Origin of the sequence: Paenibacillus oryzisoli, assembly GCF_050467285.1 — a bacterium.
GTDB lineage: Bacteria > Bacillota > Bacilli > Paenibacillales > NBRC-103111 > Paenibacillus_E > Paenibacillus_E oryzisoli_A.
On sequence record NZ_JBCMUN010000018.1, the window covers coordinates 40,970 to 56,421 of the forward strand.

At 47.3% G+C, this 15,452-nt stretch carries 15 protein-coding genes; all 15 read right to left on the bottom strand.

Annotated features, from left to right (window positions below; translation table 11 throughout):
• Positions 1–13: 13 nt before the first annotated feature.
• Positions 14–2,533 carry a preprotein translocase subunit SecA gene (gene secA, locus ABE504_RS26070; protein WP_430094547.1) on the bottom strand — a complete coding sequence of 840 codons (2,520 nt, stop codon included), beginning with the start codon at positions 2,531–2,533 and terminating at the stop codon, positions 14–16.
• Between the two features lie 278 nt (positions 2,534–2,811).
• Positions 2,812–3,360 (bottom strand): ribosome hibernation-promoting factor, HPF/YfiA family, encoded by a 549-nt coding sequence (hpf, locus tag ABE504_RS26075; protein WP_430094549.1) that lies wholly within the window; start codon positions 3,358–3,360, stop codon positions 2,812–2,814.
• A 168-nt stretch (positions 3,361–3,528) separates the two neighbouring features.
• Positions 3,529–3,726 (bottom strand): cold shock domain-containing protein, encoded by a 198-nt coding sequence (locus ABE504_RS26080; protein ID WP_430094551.1) that lies wholly within the window; start codon positions 3,724–3,726, stop codon positions 3,529–3,531.
• A 389-nt stretch (positions 3,727–4,115) separates the two neighbouring features.
• Positions 4,116–4,457, bottom strand: coding sequence for a hypothetical protein (locus ABE504_RS26085; protein WP_430094553.1), 342 nt, complete (start codon positions 4,455–4,457; stop codon positions 4,116–4,118).
• Positions 4,457–4,855 (bottom strand): flagellar export chaperone FliS, encoded by a 399-nt coding sequence (gene fliS, locus ABE504_RS26090; protein ID WP_430094554.1) that lies wholly within the window; start codon positions 4,853–4,855, stop codon positions 4,457–4,459. The genes ABE504_RS26085 and fliS overlap by 1 nt, the downstream gene beginning before the upstream one ends.
• A gap of 28 nt (positions 4,856–4,883) precedes the next feature.
• Complete coding sequence (gene fliD / locus ABE504_RS26095; RefSeq protein ID WP_430094556.1) at positions 4,884–7,118, bottom strand: flagellar filament capping protein FliD; 2,235 nt, start codon at positions 7,116–7,118, stop codon at positions 4,884–4,886.
• 29 nt (positions 7,119–7,147) lie between these two features.
• Positions 7,148–7,561 carry a flagellar protein FlaG gene (locus ABE504_RS26100; RefSeq protein ID WP_430094558.1) on the bottom strand — a complete coding sequence of 138 codons (414 nt, stop codon included), beginning with the start codon at positions 7,559–7,561 and terminating at the stop codon, positions 7,148–7,150.
• 90 nt (positions 7,562–7,651) lie between these two features.
• Positions 7,652–8,842 carry a UDP-4-amino-4,6-dideoxy-N-acetyl-beta-L-altrosamine transaminase gene (gene pseC / locus ABE504_RS26105; protein ID WP_430094559.1) on the bottom strand — a complete coding sequence of 397 codons (1,191 nt, stop codon included), beginning with the start codon at positions 8,840–8,842 and terminating at the stop codon, positions 7,652–7,654.
• Positions 8,843–8,877: 35 nt separating this feature from the next.
• Positions 8,878–9,825 (bottom strand): dTDP-glucose 4,6-dehydratase, encoded by a 948-nt coding sequence (locus tag ABE504_RS26110; protein ID WP_430094561.1) that lies wholly within the window; start codon positions 9,823–9,825, stop codon positions 8,878–8,880.
• A gap of 17 nt (positions 9,826–9,842) precedes the next feature.
• Positions 9,843–10,643 carry a formyltransferase family protein gene (locus ABE504_RS26115; protein WP_430094563.1) on the bottom strand — a complete coding sequence of 267 codons (801 nt, stop codon included), beginning with the start codon at positions 10,641–10,643 and terminating at the stop codon, positions 9,843–9,845.
• A 3-nt stretch (positions 10,644–10,646) separates the two neighbouring features.
• Positions 10,647–12,020 carry a DUF4910 domain-containing protein gene (locus ABE504_RS26120; protein ID WP_430094564.1) on the bottom strand — a complete coding sequence of 458 codons (1,374 nt, stop codon included), beginning with the start codon at positions 12,018–12,020 and terminating at the stop codon, positions 10,647–10,649.
• 26 nt (positions 12,021–12,046) lie between these two features.
• Positions 12,047–13,099: a pseudaminic acid synthase gene (gene pseI / locus ABE504_RS26125; protein ID WP_430094566.1), complete on the bottom strand. Its 1,053-nt coding sequence runs from the start codon at positions 13,097–13,099 to the stop codon at positions 12,047–12,049.
• 3 nt (positions 13,100–13,102) lie between these two features.
• Entirely contained in the window at positions 13,103–14,146 is a 1,044-nt protein-coding gene (gene pseG, locus ABE504_RS26130; RefSeq protein WP_430094568.1) for a UDP-2,4-diacetamido-2,4,6-trideoxy-beta-L-altropyranose hydrolase, read from the bottom strand.
• A 24-nt stretch (positions 14,147–14,170) separates the two neighbouring features.
• Positions 14,171–14,896, bottom strand: coding sequence for a cytidylyltransferase domain-containing protein (locus tag ABE504_RS26135; protein ID WP_430094570.1), 726 nt, complete (start codon positions 14,894–14,896; stop codon positions 14,171–14,173).
• Positions 14,897–14,910: 14 nt separating this feature from the next.
• Entirely contained in the window at positions 14,911–15,447 is a 537-nt protein-coding gene (gene pseH, locus ABE504_RS26140; RefSeq protein ID WP_430094572.1) for a UDP-4-amino-4,6-dideoxy-N-acetyl-beta-L-altrosamine N-acetyltransferase, read from the bottom strand.
• Positions 15,448–15,452: the final 5 nt, after the last annotated feature.

Consider the following 15,452-nt stretch of genomic DNA (forward strand, 5'->3'; position numbering starts at 1 on the left):
GTCTACAACGCAATTATGCCCCTTGTCCGTGGCATTGTTTGAACTTCTTGCCGCTGCCGCATGGGCATGGGTCGTTCCGGCCGATCCGCTGCTCATCGCTACGAACAAGCGGCTTCTTGCCGGCAGCTTCGTTCTTCGTATCGACCGCTTGGCCTTCTGCGACCGCTTGACGCTCGAGGTTGCTTTGCACATGAGCTTTCATAATGTACATCGCCACTTCTTCGCGAATGTTGTCGATCATCTCCTGGAACATTTCGAAGCCTTCAAATTGATACTCGCGCAGCGGATCCGTACCGCCGTAAGCGCGCAAGTGAATCCCTTGACGGAGCTGGTCCATCGCATCGATGTGATCCATCCATTTACTGTCGACCGCACGAAGCGCAACGACCTTCTCGAATTCGCGCATAAACTCCGCGCCGATTTCCTCTTCGCGCTCGTCGTAACGTTTTTTCACGAGTTCTTTGATGTACTCGATGATTTCTTCCTGTTCTTTGCCCCACAGCTGTTCCACCGTGATCTGCGCATCATCGTGCAGCAGGTTGTTGTTCACAAAGTTCGCAACCTCCGGCAGCTCCCACTCTTCCGGAATCGTTTCTTCTGGACAGTGTGCTTTCACGATACGCTCGATGACGGAGTTGATCATCCCTTCGATGATTTCGCGGATGTTCTCAGACTCCAACAGCTCGCGGCGCTGTTTGTAGATGATTTCTCGCTGTTGGTTCATCACGTCATCATACTGCAGGACGACTTTCCGAACGTCGAAGTTGTTGCCCTCGACACGTTTCTGTGCCGATTCAACCGCACGGGAGATCAGCTTGCTCTCAATCGGCTGGTCTTCTTCCATGCCAAGACGGTCCATCATCGCCATAATATTTTCAGCGCCGAAACGCTTCATCAGCTCATCTTCAAGGGACAAGAAAAATTGGGACGAACCCGGGTCCCCTTGACGCCCTGCACGACCGCGCAGCTGGTTGTCGATCCGGCGGCTTTCGTGGCGCTCTGTACCTATGATATGCAGCCCGCCAGCATCATGTACACCTTCGCCGAGCACAATGTCCGTACCGCGGCCCGCCATATTCGTGGCGATGGTTACTGAACCCGGTTGGCCTGCACGCGAGACGATTTCCGCCTCTTCGGCATGATACTTCGCATTCAAAACCTTATGTTGAACGCCTTTCTTCTTCAGCATTTCAGATAGAAGCTCGGAGTTCTCAATCGATATCGTACCGACCAGCACCGGTTGGTTTAACTTGTGGCGTTCAACGATTTGCTCGACGACTGCTCTGAACTTGCCTTGTTCGGATTTGTACACGACGTCCGGCATATCTTTCCGAATCATCGGACGGTTCGTCGGCACGACGATTACTTCGAGGCCGTAGATTTTTTTGAGCTCTTCTTCCTCGGTTTTCGCTGTACCCGTCATCCCCGCCAGCTTGCGGTACATCCGGAAATAGTTCTGGAACGTAATCGTTGCCAGCGTCATGCTTTCATTTTGCACCTGGAGCTGCTCTTTCGCTTCAATCGCTTGATGCAGCCCATCGCTGTAACGACGGCCCGTCATAATCCGACCCGTAAACTCGTCGACGATCATGACTTCGTCTTCTTGTACGACGTAATCCACGTCGCGTTTCATGATGAAACGGGCTTTGAGCGCCTGCGTCACGTGGTGATTGATGTTCACATTCGCATGATCAAATAAGTTCTCGATACCGAAGGCCTGCTCCGCTTTCGCCACGCCTTCTTCCGTCAGCGCGACGGAACGCACTTTGATATCGATCGTGTAATCTTCTTCCTCTTTGAGTTTTGCCGCAAAACGGTCCGCCGCGTAATACAAATCCGTCGATTTGGCAGCTTGTCCGGAAATAATGAGCGGCGTTCTCGCTTCGTCGACCAGAATGGAGTCCACTTCGTCAATGACCGCATAGTACAGCGGACGCTGGACCATTTGCTCTTTGTACAGCACCATGTTGTCGCGCAAATAGTCGAAGCCATACTCATTGTTCGTGCCATACGTAATATCGCAAGCGTAGGCTGCTTGCTTCTCTTCATGCGACAGATCGTGAAGGTTCACGCCCACCGTCAGCCCGAGGAATGTATAAATTTGGCCCATTTCCGCGCTATCGCGCTGCGCCAAGTAATCGTTGACCGTTACGACGTGTACGCCTTTGCCCAAAAGAGCATTCAAATAAACCGGCAGCGTACCAACCAGCGTTTTCCCTTCCCCTGTACGCATCTCCGCGATACGGCCTTCATGAAGCACCATGCCCCCGATGAGCTGCACATCATAATGACGTTTCCCCAGCACACGCTTCGCCGCTTCACGTACAACGGCAAAAGCCTCCGGCAACAGGTCGTCCAATTCCTCCCCTTTGTCCAGACGCTCTCTGAACTCGATGGTTTTGCCTCGCAGCTCTTCATCGGTCAGCGGTGAAATCGTGGCTTCCAGCTCGTTGATATAATCAACGGCTTTGAGCATTCGTTTAATTTCCCGTTCATTGGAATCACCAAAAATTTTCTTCACTAGTCCTAGCATCGGTGAACCCCTTTCATCTTGCATTCGTATCCTTAAATTGTACCACTTCTCACAGTCCTGCCGCAACAAACGCTCCATTTTAGTATGAAAAGGAGAAGCCAATACCATGCATCCCGCCGCCGCTCTATAATGAAAAGAGCCTAACTCGATTGGATCGAATTAGGCCTTGTTGGGCTGAGGAATACTAATTATATATGTGTCACACATTAATATTCATAGGTTGTCATCTCGGTGGGCTTGCGCAGCGTGGAGTTCATTCTCGTTGGAACGGTTCTGGCTTACATCGCCGGCTCAATCAAGCCGTACTTGCCATCGTCACGCTTATACACCACATTCACCGTATCGGTCTCCATATTGGAGAATACGAAGAAGCTATGGCCTACGAGATTCATTTGAAGGATCGCTTCCTCCACGTCCATAGGCTTCAAGGCGAAACGCTTATTGCGTACCAATTCAAAATCTTCCTCTTCCTCCGCATACGTTACCGGGGAAGTTTCAACCTTGAACAAGTCGCGCTTGCCGCCTTCCTGGCGAATTTTTCGATTCGTTCTTGTTTTATGCTTGCGAATTTGTCTTTCTAGTTTGTCCACGACGAGGTCGATGGATGCGTACATGTCCGAATTGCGAACTTCGGCACGGAGCAGGACGCCTGTCAGCGGGATGCCAACCTCAATGGCTTGCAAACCTTTGACAACGCTTAGCTTGACTTGTACGTCGGATGTAAGGGGAGCTTCAAAGTACCTTTCTAGTCTATTCAATTTCTTTTCGACATAGTCCCTGAGTGCCTCAGTTACTTCAAGGTGTTCTCCGCGAATGCTAATCATCATAGTTAAACATCTCCCTTCCTGCTTACATTATACTACATTCCACGCCATCTTCATAATTCCTTTAAATGTCGATCTTCAAAAAGTTAGAAAAAAACACCCCAGGATTATTTCACCCAGGGTGCCCACACTTACAAAGTGTATGCTAGCGGCACTAGCTGTGCCGGTCGATTATAGTTTGCTTACGTTAGCGGCTTGAGGTCCACGTGCGCCTTCCACGATGTCGAATTCAACAGCTTGACCTTCGTCCAACGTTTTGAAGCCTTCCGTTTGAATTGCTGAGAAGTGAACGAATACATCTCCGCCATCTTCACGCTCGATAAAACCATAGCCCTTCTCTGCGTTGAACCATTTTACTTTACCTTGCATAACGTACACATTCCTTTCGTCTTGAAAAATAAATGAATTAAAATGAAAGCCCTTACTTTTTGACTATAACATCGACTTTGAACTTCTGTCAATTTCTAACTTCTCATTCTGTTAAATTTTTTGAAAATTCGGCTATATACAAGCCGTGGATAATTGCAAAATTTGTAGAACATTGTCGTGGCGCGGGTTTTTACAATTTATCAACAAAGTTATGCACATATTTGTACACATTATCCACAAGTTGTGGAGCAGCCATCGGGGGATAAGTTGGGCGCATTTTAGGAGAGATGTGTACAGGTTGGGTGCTTCATGGGTGGGGGTGTGCACAACGGGCGGATGTATCGCTGCACGCAAAGAACCTCCTGCCGCGGCAAGAGGTTCTCATTTCTTTATTTTTTTCGATCAAAAAAGAGGCTCGCCTGATCATACGCATGATCGTAGGCGTTGCGCTGCGTCTTTCCCTGGTCCAGCTTGACCAGTTGGTCGCTAGCCTGTTGTCGGAACTGTTCCAGCTTCTTGCGGATAATCGGATCCAAGCTGATAATCGCTTGCAGACGCGCCTTATAGACGTTTTTTTCGGCTGCGGAGGCCTTATCCATGTTGGCTAGAATCGCTTCCATTAACTGCCCACGCTGTTCCATATAAACGGACATACGCTCCGCATCCATCATAGTCAGTTCCGCCATCGCTTGCTGCGTGATCTGCTCCAGCTCTGTGACCAGCTTATCCATTACGAGCCTACCGGGGCTGCGTTTTGCCCTGCGTTCATCTGCTTCGCCGCTTGGAACCAAGTCTCTTTCAACTCAATGAGATAGCCCAGCACTTCCTCGGCAGGTTCGGCCGATTTTTTAATATTCGCCTCGATCAGACGATGGTTAAAATATTCGTACAGCCGCAGCAAGTCCGCCGCAATCGGTGCATTACGATCAATCGTAATCGTGAACTCGCTAATAATGTCCTGTACTTTGACTAGGTTCGTGTTCGCGTCTTGGTGATTGTTATTTTTCAAAGCCTCAATACCTGCACGGCAGAATCGGATCGCCCCATCGCAAAGCATGATCAGCAGTTGAGCAGGACTAGCCGTTTGCACCGTATTCTCCAAGTATTTATTCCGTTGGGCTTGAATCATGATTATTTCCCCCTAGTATGAAGTAGGACTAGCCCCACTGCTGTGACAGTTGTGCGCTTTGTGCTTCCATTTGGTTCATATATTTTTCCATCGCTGTAAATTGATTATAATAACGGGTTTCCAAATCATCAAGCTTCGTCGAAAAATCGTCGATGCGCGTGTTGAGGTCTTTCAGCGATTTCCCGATGATATACGTCGTATCTACGCTGCCAGTCACGCCCGCTTTCGCAGAGATGTTCTTGAAAAGCGCATCTGCTTGATCGGATAGACGTCTGGCTAGACCGTCGCCTTTGTTTGAGTCTTTGAGGCCATCATTGGCAGTAAAGAGTGCCATAACTTGGTCAGGGTTTTCGGAGATGGCTTTCTTCAACTTGTCTTCGTCGATGTAGATTTTACCGTTATCCAAGTAGCTGCCAGAGATGCTTGTGCCGGAAACGTTGGCTGTTGAGATGCCAATTTGAGACAGCGATTTGTAGTCCCCTGACGGAAGGCCATCAATGGAATTTGAAAAAGCTGTCCGGAAGTTCGTCAATCCTGATCTCAGAATTGAATCACCATACAACGTACCACTTTTCGCTTTCGCTTCCCATTGCGTAATCTGATCGTCCTTCATCGCCTCGCGCTGCTCATCGGTCAATGGCGAGAAATCTCTATTTCTTTTCTCAGTCGTCTTGGTGTTAACGGTGTCGATTAACTCGTTGTACTTGTCGACGAACGATTTGATGGAATTGAATACCGTATCTACGTCGCGCGTGTTGGTGATGTTAACCGCGGATGAGGACTCTTTTTTGATCGTAATGTTCATTCCGCTGATGGAGAAATTGTTGGTATCGTAATTAGCTGTGACACCATTGTAGACGATTTCCGCTTGTTGACCTGTGATCCGATAAGACCCATAATCTAAATCCGTTGTGGATGTAGGGGAGGTCATTCCTAATTTATCAACTAAATTGTAGGAATCACTCGTTCCATCCGTTACAGTTATCGGCTTCGTTTGGTCAGGGTTATAGAAAGCCAACTTATTGTCTTTGTCTAAGTAAGCCGAAACGCCAGATTTACCAATGTCCGAGCTATTAATTTGATCAATGAGCTGACCGATCGTTGTTGTTTTGGTGACGTCATAATCGAATGTTTTGCCGTTTGCCTCAATATGAAACTTTTGCGTCGAGGCAAGAGATCCGTCAATTAATGTTGTGGAACCAGAAGCAAAGGCTTGAGTCCCTGTTACCTTGCCGCCTTTATTTACACTGCCCGTCGAAAGTGGCCAAGCTGTCTCAGTAGTCGAGTCTACGCCGAGTGTAGTTAGCAAAGTAGAACCACCGACTGTAGCATCGGTTATCGTAATAGGTTTACTTTTATCCGGATTATGAAAAGCCAGCTTGTTATTCTCATCCAAATACGCTGTTACACCGGCTTTTTTCCCCACATCAGAGTTATTAATTTGATCAATCAAATCGCCGATCGTCGTCGTATCCGTCACATCATAATCAAAAGATTCTCCACCAGCCGCAATATGAAACTTTTGCGGTGACAACGGGTCTATACTACTGTCGATTACGGTTGTTAGGCCCGTTGCAAAGCTTTGGTTTCCAGTAATTTTGCTCTCTTGGCCTGAAGTCAGTTTAAGCACGGATGTGAGTAAATTATGACCATTCGCTTCACTGTCCATCTTCAAATCAATCGCTGCCTTACTACCGGTAGAAGAGGAGGTAAAGAAAAAGCGATCAAGATTCGCGTCATAACTCATCGTGACACCAGTTGTGGAGGATTTGCCGTTCACGTTAGCGACCAATGACGCAATGGTGTCGGTTGGCTTAACGTTAATGGTCGCCGTGCCCTTCTCTCCGCCAATCGTTAGTGTAGTGGCCTGAGTAAACGCAGCATCCAAAGTGCTCAGCGTTGCTGTATCCGACGAAGCCCCTACTTTTTCAGATGTAACAGACGCTGATGTCGCTAGCTTATTAACTTTGATCGAAAAAATCCCATCAGGTGCAGTAGCGGATGAAGTAACCGAAACCACACTATCGTCCGCCGAAGTGGATTTCTTAGTCAAAAATGCCGCCTGACGCGTCATATCCGATGCTGCGCTTCTAAAAGCCAGGATTTTCGTATTAATCGTACGATAGTCGTCACGCTGCCATTCTAACCATTGCTTTTGCTGTTTCAGCTTGTCCTGCGGAATACGCGCAGCTGCTACCAGCTTCTTGACCGTTTCGTCAATATCAATACCCGAGTTGGAAAAGCCACTCAAACGCATTACCATTGTAAAAGTCACCTCACTGCTTCTTCAATTTATCTCTTCTCGTCAACTAAAATGCCGGCCATTTGCCAAAGTTTTGCTACGAAATCCAGGCTCTTCTCAGGTGGAATTTCACGAATCACTTCGCCTGTATCTTTGTCCATGACCTTCACGGAAATAAGCTTTGTTTTCTGATGGACCGAAAACTCCAGCGATGTCGATCTGCCCTGCATCGCCTTGATCGCATGCTCAATCGCTTTTACAACCTGCGTATCGCTGATCGTGACATTCTCACCTTGCAGCTCGGCTTTCTTAAGTTCCGACGTATTGGTAAACGTCGATGCAATTAGTTCGGCTGCATTGCTCGCTGTGACATCATCTATTTTGGTCACTTTCACAGGTTCAGGCGCAGGCCTATTATCGCCAACCGCACTGCCAATTCCGCCAATCGGGTTATTGATGCTCATCGAATAAACAACCTCCATCCGAGATATACATATACCTTATATATCGGATAGAGGTTGTGAAGTTGTTAGGGTTTCTTAGCATCATTTAACCTAAAAATAATAGGCCGCATATACCTTTTTCACAGCATGAATCACATCCTGGACGTCTTGCTCCGTCATTTTAGGGAATAACGGTAATGTCATGGCATTCTCGTAGTAATTCTCTGCGTGAGGGCACAGCCCGCTTGGATAACCAAGATTTTGATAATAAGGTTGAAGGTACACGGGAATATAATGGACATGAACACCAATATTCTCGGTGCGTAAAGCATCAAAAAGTTCTCTTCGCCCTACAGAACAGCGATCTAATTTAAATCTTACGACGTATAAATGCCAGCTCGAATTCGTGTCGACCTGTTGAAAAGGAGAAATGATCCCCTCCATGCCGCTAAAGGCCTCGTTATACTGCATAGCAATTGTCCGGCGCTTTTCTACGAATTCTTGCAGCCTAGACATTTGAGATACACCTAGCGAGGCTTGAAGATCTGTCATTCGATAGTTGTAGCCGAGCTCGTGCATTTCGTAGTACCACGGACCCTCATTTTTTGTCATGATGCCATCATCTTTGGTCATCCCATGGCTTCTGAATAAAACTAATTTGTCATAGTACGCCTTAGAATTTGTTGTGATAATGCCGCCTTCACCCGTCGTTATATGCTTAACGGGATGAAAGCTGAACATCGTCATATCTGCAGTCGATCCCACTCGCACACCTTTATATTCAGCGCCTAAGGAATGAGCAGCATCTTGGATCACAACGAGATTATGCTTCCGCGCTAGGCTCGCGATTCGATCAATTTCAACGGGCTGGCCTGTGAAATCAACAGCAATGATGGCCTTCGTTTTGTTTGTTATCTTCTTCTCAATTTCATTTGGAGAGATGTTATAGGTGTTCTCATCTATATCTGCAAAGACAGGAACCCCGCCCTGATAAAGCACAGCGTTGCTGCTTGCCAAAAAGGTAAGCGGCGTCGTAATCACTTCGTCACCCGTTGTAATTCCTGCAGCAAAACAAGCGCCATGTAAAGCAGCCGTTCCGTTACAAAAAGCCACTGCATATTGGGCTCCAACATAATCCGCAATGGCTTGCTCAAACTTTTGGATGGCTGGCCCTTGAGTTATAAAACTGCTTTCCAGTGTAGCTATAACTGCACTAATATCGTCACCATCAATCCACTGCTGGCCATAAGGCAGCATCGTATTTCTAACTGGCTGGCCTCCATTAATTGCTAACTTGTCCATCTAGCGTCCACCTTTATGCGAAATAGCCACCTTATTTACATAAGGTAGCTTGTACGAATCCATTCTTCAGTTAACTTAATTCCCTCTTCAAGAGACACTGAAGGCTCCCAGCCCAGCAGCTCTTTGGCCTTTGAATAGTTGCACAATAATTTTTGGATTTCGCTTTGCGGGTGAATATGCGCAACATGCTTAATTCGCGCCTCATCACCTACTACTAGCTTCGCGAGCTCATTAACCGAAATATCACGACCCAGCCCTGCATTCACAATTTGCCCATTAACGCGGACTGAATACCCGGCTTCTACTACGAAACGTGCGCAATCCTCTACATATAACAGGTCTCGCGTTTGAGTTCCCTCGCCATAAATTTGCAGATCTTTGCCGGCCAGCTTATTTCTCACGAAAATCGCGACAACGCCGCCTTCACCGCCTGTTTTTTGGAAAGGACCGTACGTATTGAATGGACGAATAACGACAACCGGCAAATTGTACGCATAGTAATAGGAGAGCACCATATTTTCTGCTGCGATTTTGGCGCCTGCATATGGAGAGGCCGGTTTGGTCGGATGCAATTCCGTAATGCCGGTATCGTCCGTACAACGATCATAGACCATGCAAGTGCTCATAAACACCACCTTAACATGGTGCTTCCGGCATTGCTCCATAATATAAAATGTTCCTATCGTGTCGTTATTAAACGTCGTTCGAGGGTCATCAATGGAATCCTGCACGTTGATCGAAGCGCCAAGATGATAGCAAATATCGAAGCGGTGCGTATCAAATAACTGCATCAATAGCCCCTCATCCTTGATATCTCCGGCGATTAATTCTTGGAAGCCAGGATGTTGCTCAAACTCCTGTACATTCTCCCGACGGCCGTTAGAGAAGTCATCCACAATCCAAACCTGATGGCCGTCTTCCAGCAGACGCTTCGCCACCCATCGGCCAATAAACCCCGCGCCGCCTGTTAATAAAACGTTCACTACGTTCCGCTCCTTTGTTAAAAAGCCTTAATAAGTGGAGGCTCGTGATGTCCAAATTCACCATCCAGATAGCGATCGACAATGTCATTGTCGAACAGATTGTAAACCACTCGCAGGTGCTGCGGGCCCCAGTCCTCTGTCATAAATAATTTGCCGGACGATTTTTGAGGTACGGGCTGAACAGACTCGCCTCGGTCTAACTTGCGCAGAATCATCACGATATCTTCTGCCGCTTGCTTAACCGCACGGCAAGCAACGTCGTGTAAACCATCCCCCCGCACTAGTTCCGGAACTGCATGATGAATGATGGCCCCTGCGTCTAACTTTGAGGTTAATTGGTGGATGGTCATCCCCGCCCAATTCGGCTTCATAAAATAAAACGGCCAGAACAACGTCGTGTTACCGCGGTACCATGGAGATAATCCCCCATGAACATTCCAGGCGTAAGCCGGGAACGACTCTAGAAGCTCAGCTGAGATTTTATGAACGCCATAAGTCAGCACGATATCCGGCTGTATGGCATCGACCCAGTCCTTAACCTGTTTGCTGTTAAGACTGTGGTAATCCACTTGCAGAATGGCGTCCGGGTCCATTTCCAATTGACGGGAATGCCCAAAATGTTTGGTTTCCGCTGCATCCCTGTCTGCAAAATGGCGAATGAAGTTCACACGATCCAGCTCCTGCAATCCGGGAGGCGGTGCAGGTAGAAATTCCTCTCTTTTCTCCATGACGACGGCATTTAAAAATCCGTGTTTCTGTAAGGTTTCAGCCACATATAAGTGTCTGGGATGGGAGCCAATGAATAACATAACTTTCATTCGTTATAACCCCCTTTTTTCGGAAAATGGACCGATGATCAGTTGCTTTTCTTTTAAAATCTCAATAACGGGCTCTAGATCTAGAATTGAGCATCCACAGCGATCTGCGATCTGCTGCATCGCATGCTGCCCATCGCAATAATTCAAAACAATAAGGATGCGGTTAAGCTGTGTTCGGTGGTCCACTACCTCATTGTTGGAGTGCCCTCTCATCGTCGGGGCATTCATATCTGGATAAAGACCGTGCTTGTCCAATTTGACTTCACCATAAGGAGACTGGTTGATATAATAGCCGTCCAATTCCAGAGCTTTGCATACGAGTTCTAATTCATCCAAACTTTGCTGAAGAGCTTCAATCGTCATGGCTTCCTTCGTATCTAACGAATTGTGATAGCCAGGAAAGCCAGAATGGAGCCCTCTTGACATCTGGCCTACAGGGAAATTAAAACCGGGAGAGCAGAATTGCCGTTCATCAGAGCCGTAAGTTGGTGTAAACCCTCTCAATCTTGCGTCCAGCTTTTTATGATGAATTAAATGAGTAATGATCATGTCCAGCTGTGAGTTATCGCGTCTCGTTTTCTTAAAGCTCAACGGATCATTGCCGCCGATACAAGTTAACACCATCCCAGCAACGATTCTCTCTCTCATCTCTTCCCCAAATCGCTGCAAGTAGGCAATCGCCCCAATCGTCTCAGGCGCTAATACAAATCGGTACGTGAATCGGCGACGCTGCCAATTAGCCAAGCGAAGGTATATGAAGGCCGTTACAATCGGCCCGCTAAGCTCGTTATTCGCCATAGAAGGATGGCAGATGTAGGAGCTGAACAGCACTTCCTGATCGGACTCACCCGGCAAAACAATATGCGCATAATTGAGCTCGCCTTGGACGAGTTCGCTATCAATATAAGCATGATACTGACCTGGCTCCAGCTTCTCCAATTCGCGATGCGGGAGACAAAATCCCCATCTCTCCTTATAGTAGGAGGTCACATACGGAATGGCATCCGGCAGGTTAGGAACACTGTACAGATGCTCTTTGACCTCATCAAGAGATAGCGTTCGATTTACTGGAACACTGTAGTTGAGCACATGCAAATTATGATGTTTAAAATCGACGATTGTTTCTCCGTTCGGCCCTTTTAACCAAGCTTCGCGAATTCTCCATTCACGGGGAATCTCCCAATCAAACACCTGGGCCCCCGTCGGTACGGCGAACTGCTCCAATGGTATATATTGTTGGAAAATCGCAATCGTCTCCCTGACACCAGGCCCTGTAATGCTCCTGCAAATCGGGAAAAGACGGTCGAATAGCTTGTCCATTTCCTCAAATTCCAACATTTTTTCCGATTTTTTTTCCAAGCTGTCTACCCGGTCCATGATTTATTCATCCCTCTACATTCAAGTTACAGTATATCCCACGTCACCGGAGTTCCCCTTGTAACATCCTTTGTGACCTTCCTCCCAAGCACAAGCTCCAAATTTTTAGTTGGCAGCCCTGCCCCAGGACGAATGGATTTGATATTGTCCTTGGTCAATATATCTCCCTGCTTCAAATCCTTAATCACATACAAGGATCTTCTATGTTTTAAAGAAACCTTCTCGGCTTCTGTCGGCCCATAGTGGATTTGTCCGAGGCTCTTCGAAACGCGATCCGTCTCGATAACCAACGCACTCATTTCGGTTGGTTCCATGGAAAAGGCTGCATCCACCCCGCCAGCTGCACGCGATAACGTAAAATGCTTTTCGATCACAGAAGCACCAAGTGCCACACTACCTACACTAACACCAATCCCCATGGTATGGTCGGAGACGCCGACGTGGCATCGGAATAAGTCCCGCATGTGAGGCAGGGTCGATAGGTTGGTGTTTTCAGGAGATGCAGGATACGTGCTGGTGCATTTCAATAACACAAGATCCTTGCAGCCCGCTTCCCTTGCGGCGCGAACCGTTTCGTCCAACTCTGCGATCGAGGCCATTCCCGTCGATATAATCATCGGCTTGCCCTTGCTAGCCACATAACGTATGAGCGCAATATCTGTATTTTCGAACGAAGCTATTTTGTAGCAATCGACATTTAATTGTTCCAGGAAATCGACAGCCGTCTCGTCGAAAGGTGTACTGAAAGGAATGATGCCCAATTCTCTACATTTTTTAAAAATAGGCTCATGCCATTCCCACGGTGTGTAAGCCTCTTGATAAAGCTTATAGAGAGAAGTTCCCTTCCACAAGCTGTTCGGGTCATCAATCCAGAAATCGCCGCTGTCGATATCAATCGTCATAGTATCTGCTGTATAAGTTTGCAATTTCAAGGCATCAACGCCAGCTTGAGCGGCAGCTTCCACGATGGCAAGCGCTGTATCCAAAGATTGATTGTGATTCCCCGACATCTCGGCAATAATGAATGGTTTATGTGTTGGTCCGATCAAGCGATGACCAATTTGAATATCCTTAATCAACTGTTATCCCTCCATGATCGTCTTCACGACCGGATGTACGCCAGCTTCTGTTGAATTCCCCAGCAGCTGAATAGCGCGCTCGCTCATTTTCACCATATCTTGTGGATGTAGTAACGCTCTATCGAACATCTCTATGTAATTTTGCACGTGCACATCATCATAAAATCCCATATTCCAAATCGCCCCAAACCGTGCCGCTGCCTCCGTTGATTCCCTCTGATTATCCGCCACAACGGTGACGACAGAAGGGAGACCCAGATAGCAACGTTCCCACATCGTCACACCGCCTGCTCCGAATGACAAATCCGCCTCATTCATTAGCGAACTCAAGTAATCAATCTGACAATGATAATGGTAATTAGACCGCGCACATTGTTGCTCTATTTCAACTCGGACAGGATTCGCCGCACCGACAACTACATCTACATAAACCTCGCTAGTATGACTAGCTTCTAACGCCTTAAGCACTTTCATCGTTTCATTTGTTGGATCACTTCCGCCAAAAAAAACAAGAATTCGCTCAATTGCACCCGTGCGCTTTCGAATTTGCTTCCGCATAGATAAGAATTCGGGGCGCAATAATAAGTAAGAAGGCCCTAGAAGCAACCGGCAGTCAGCAGGAACTATCGAATGATACCGTTGCTCAAGATTCGTCGTATAATTTTGATCGAGCAGTAGCTCACACTGATGCCTGCGGTCTGCAAGATCATCAATGACTGCGATGTGTTTGACGTATGGCCGAATCCGCTGTTCCCACTGCTCATCTAGACCATAATGGTCAACAATCATCCACCCGTCCGAGCTCATCTCGCTAATCATATCTATAACTTTATCAGCATCCTCACTTTGCGTAAAGACTCCCTCATCTAGCAGAAAAACTTGAAATCCTTTTTGTGCGACCCAGTCACCTAGATGACCTTCCCCCATTCTCATGATGAAAGACACAGACGCTCCCGCTTGAACCAACATCTCCGCCAAAAGCACGCATCTCATGACATGGCCCGTTCCTATGGCTGTCGAACTATCCACGCGTACATGTACATGCACGGTGATACCTCACTTTCTAACCGTTTACACGACCGGTTTCTGTTCAATATGTGCATTTAATGCCGCTACGTCAGGGTTTTGCAGCAGGAACTTCACCACATCCTCAGAGGAAACAAACATGTTGTCCAGGAAATGGTCTCCGATTCTTTTGCACAGTGCATAGTCCTCTTCCGTATCGAGTGTAATTCTCAGCTCTGGGTGAAGAAGTGGAGTCGGAACAGGATAGGATTTTCGGGTAAACTGTCCCCGGTGTTCATAAGCATAGTACGTGACATGCTCGCGGTGACGAGGCTCCATGCCTACGTTATACATGGTCTCGAGCGCAGAAAATGACACGATTTCAACCGTCAGGCCCCGCGGAACATCTCCTACAACATCAATAATATCTACCCGCTCTTGCTCCATTTGTTTGACTAGCTCGCTTGCCATTTCGTAATCAACGAACGGGCAATCCGATGTTACGCGAATCGCGTAGTCAGGGTTATAAGCCGCTGCACATCTATAGTACCGTGACAACACATCATCCTCAGAGCCTCTGAAGCAGATCACTTCGTTTTGCTCACACCATGCTGCGATGGCATCATCTTGAGCTAGAACGGAGGTTGCGACAACAACCTCGTCCACCCCTTTTACATGGCGACAACGTTTCACCACATAATCTAATACAACGGTCTTGCCGAGAGGAAGCAGCACCTTCCCTGGCAGCCGTGAAGAACCCATTCTCGCCTGAACAATGATCACTGTTTTCATTTTCAATTTACCGCCTATTCTTCAAAGCTGCCAATAAATCTACCATACGAAGCGCTTCTCTTGTTCCATTCGTTCGCGAGCATTTCATAGATATAGACATCATGAAATACACCATTTTTCAAGATATGCTGCCGATAGTGCCCCACTTCCGTACAACCATGCTTCAAGTGAATCTTCCTCACATTGTCATTGTGAGCCATAACCTCGCCAAGCAGCTTGTTAAAGCCCAGTTTCTGAAAGACATAGTTATAGATGTAGGGTCCAATCATGGCACCGACCATATTGTACTGCGTATCACCGATATAATATGCCCAGTAGGCACGTAAATGATGCCGGTCTATATTCGTTAACGAGACAAGCCCGATTTGCTTTTCCTTCGAAGTAATTAACCAATGCGCGCTGGTTGGATCACTGGAAATGCGCTCAAACCATCTTTTCTGATGATCTAAGTTGTATTCAACATCTGTAAACATATATTTCGTGACGTGCTCGCTTGTACGCCAATTCAGAATCTGCTCTAAGTGCTCCTCCCTCAGCTTAACAAACTCCACGAACA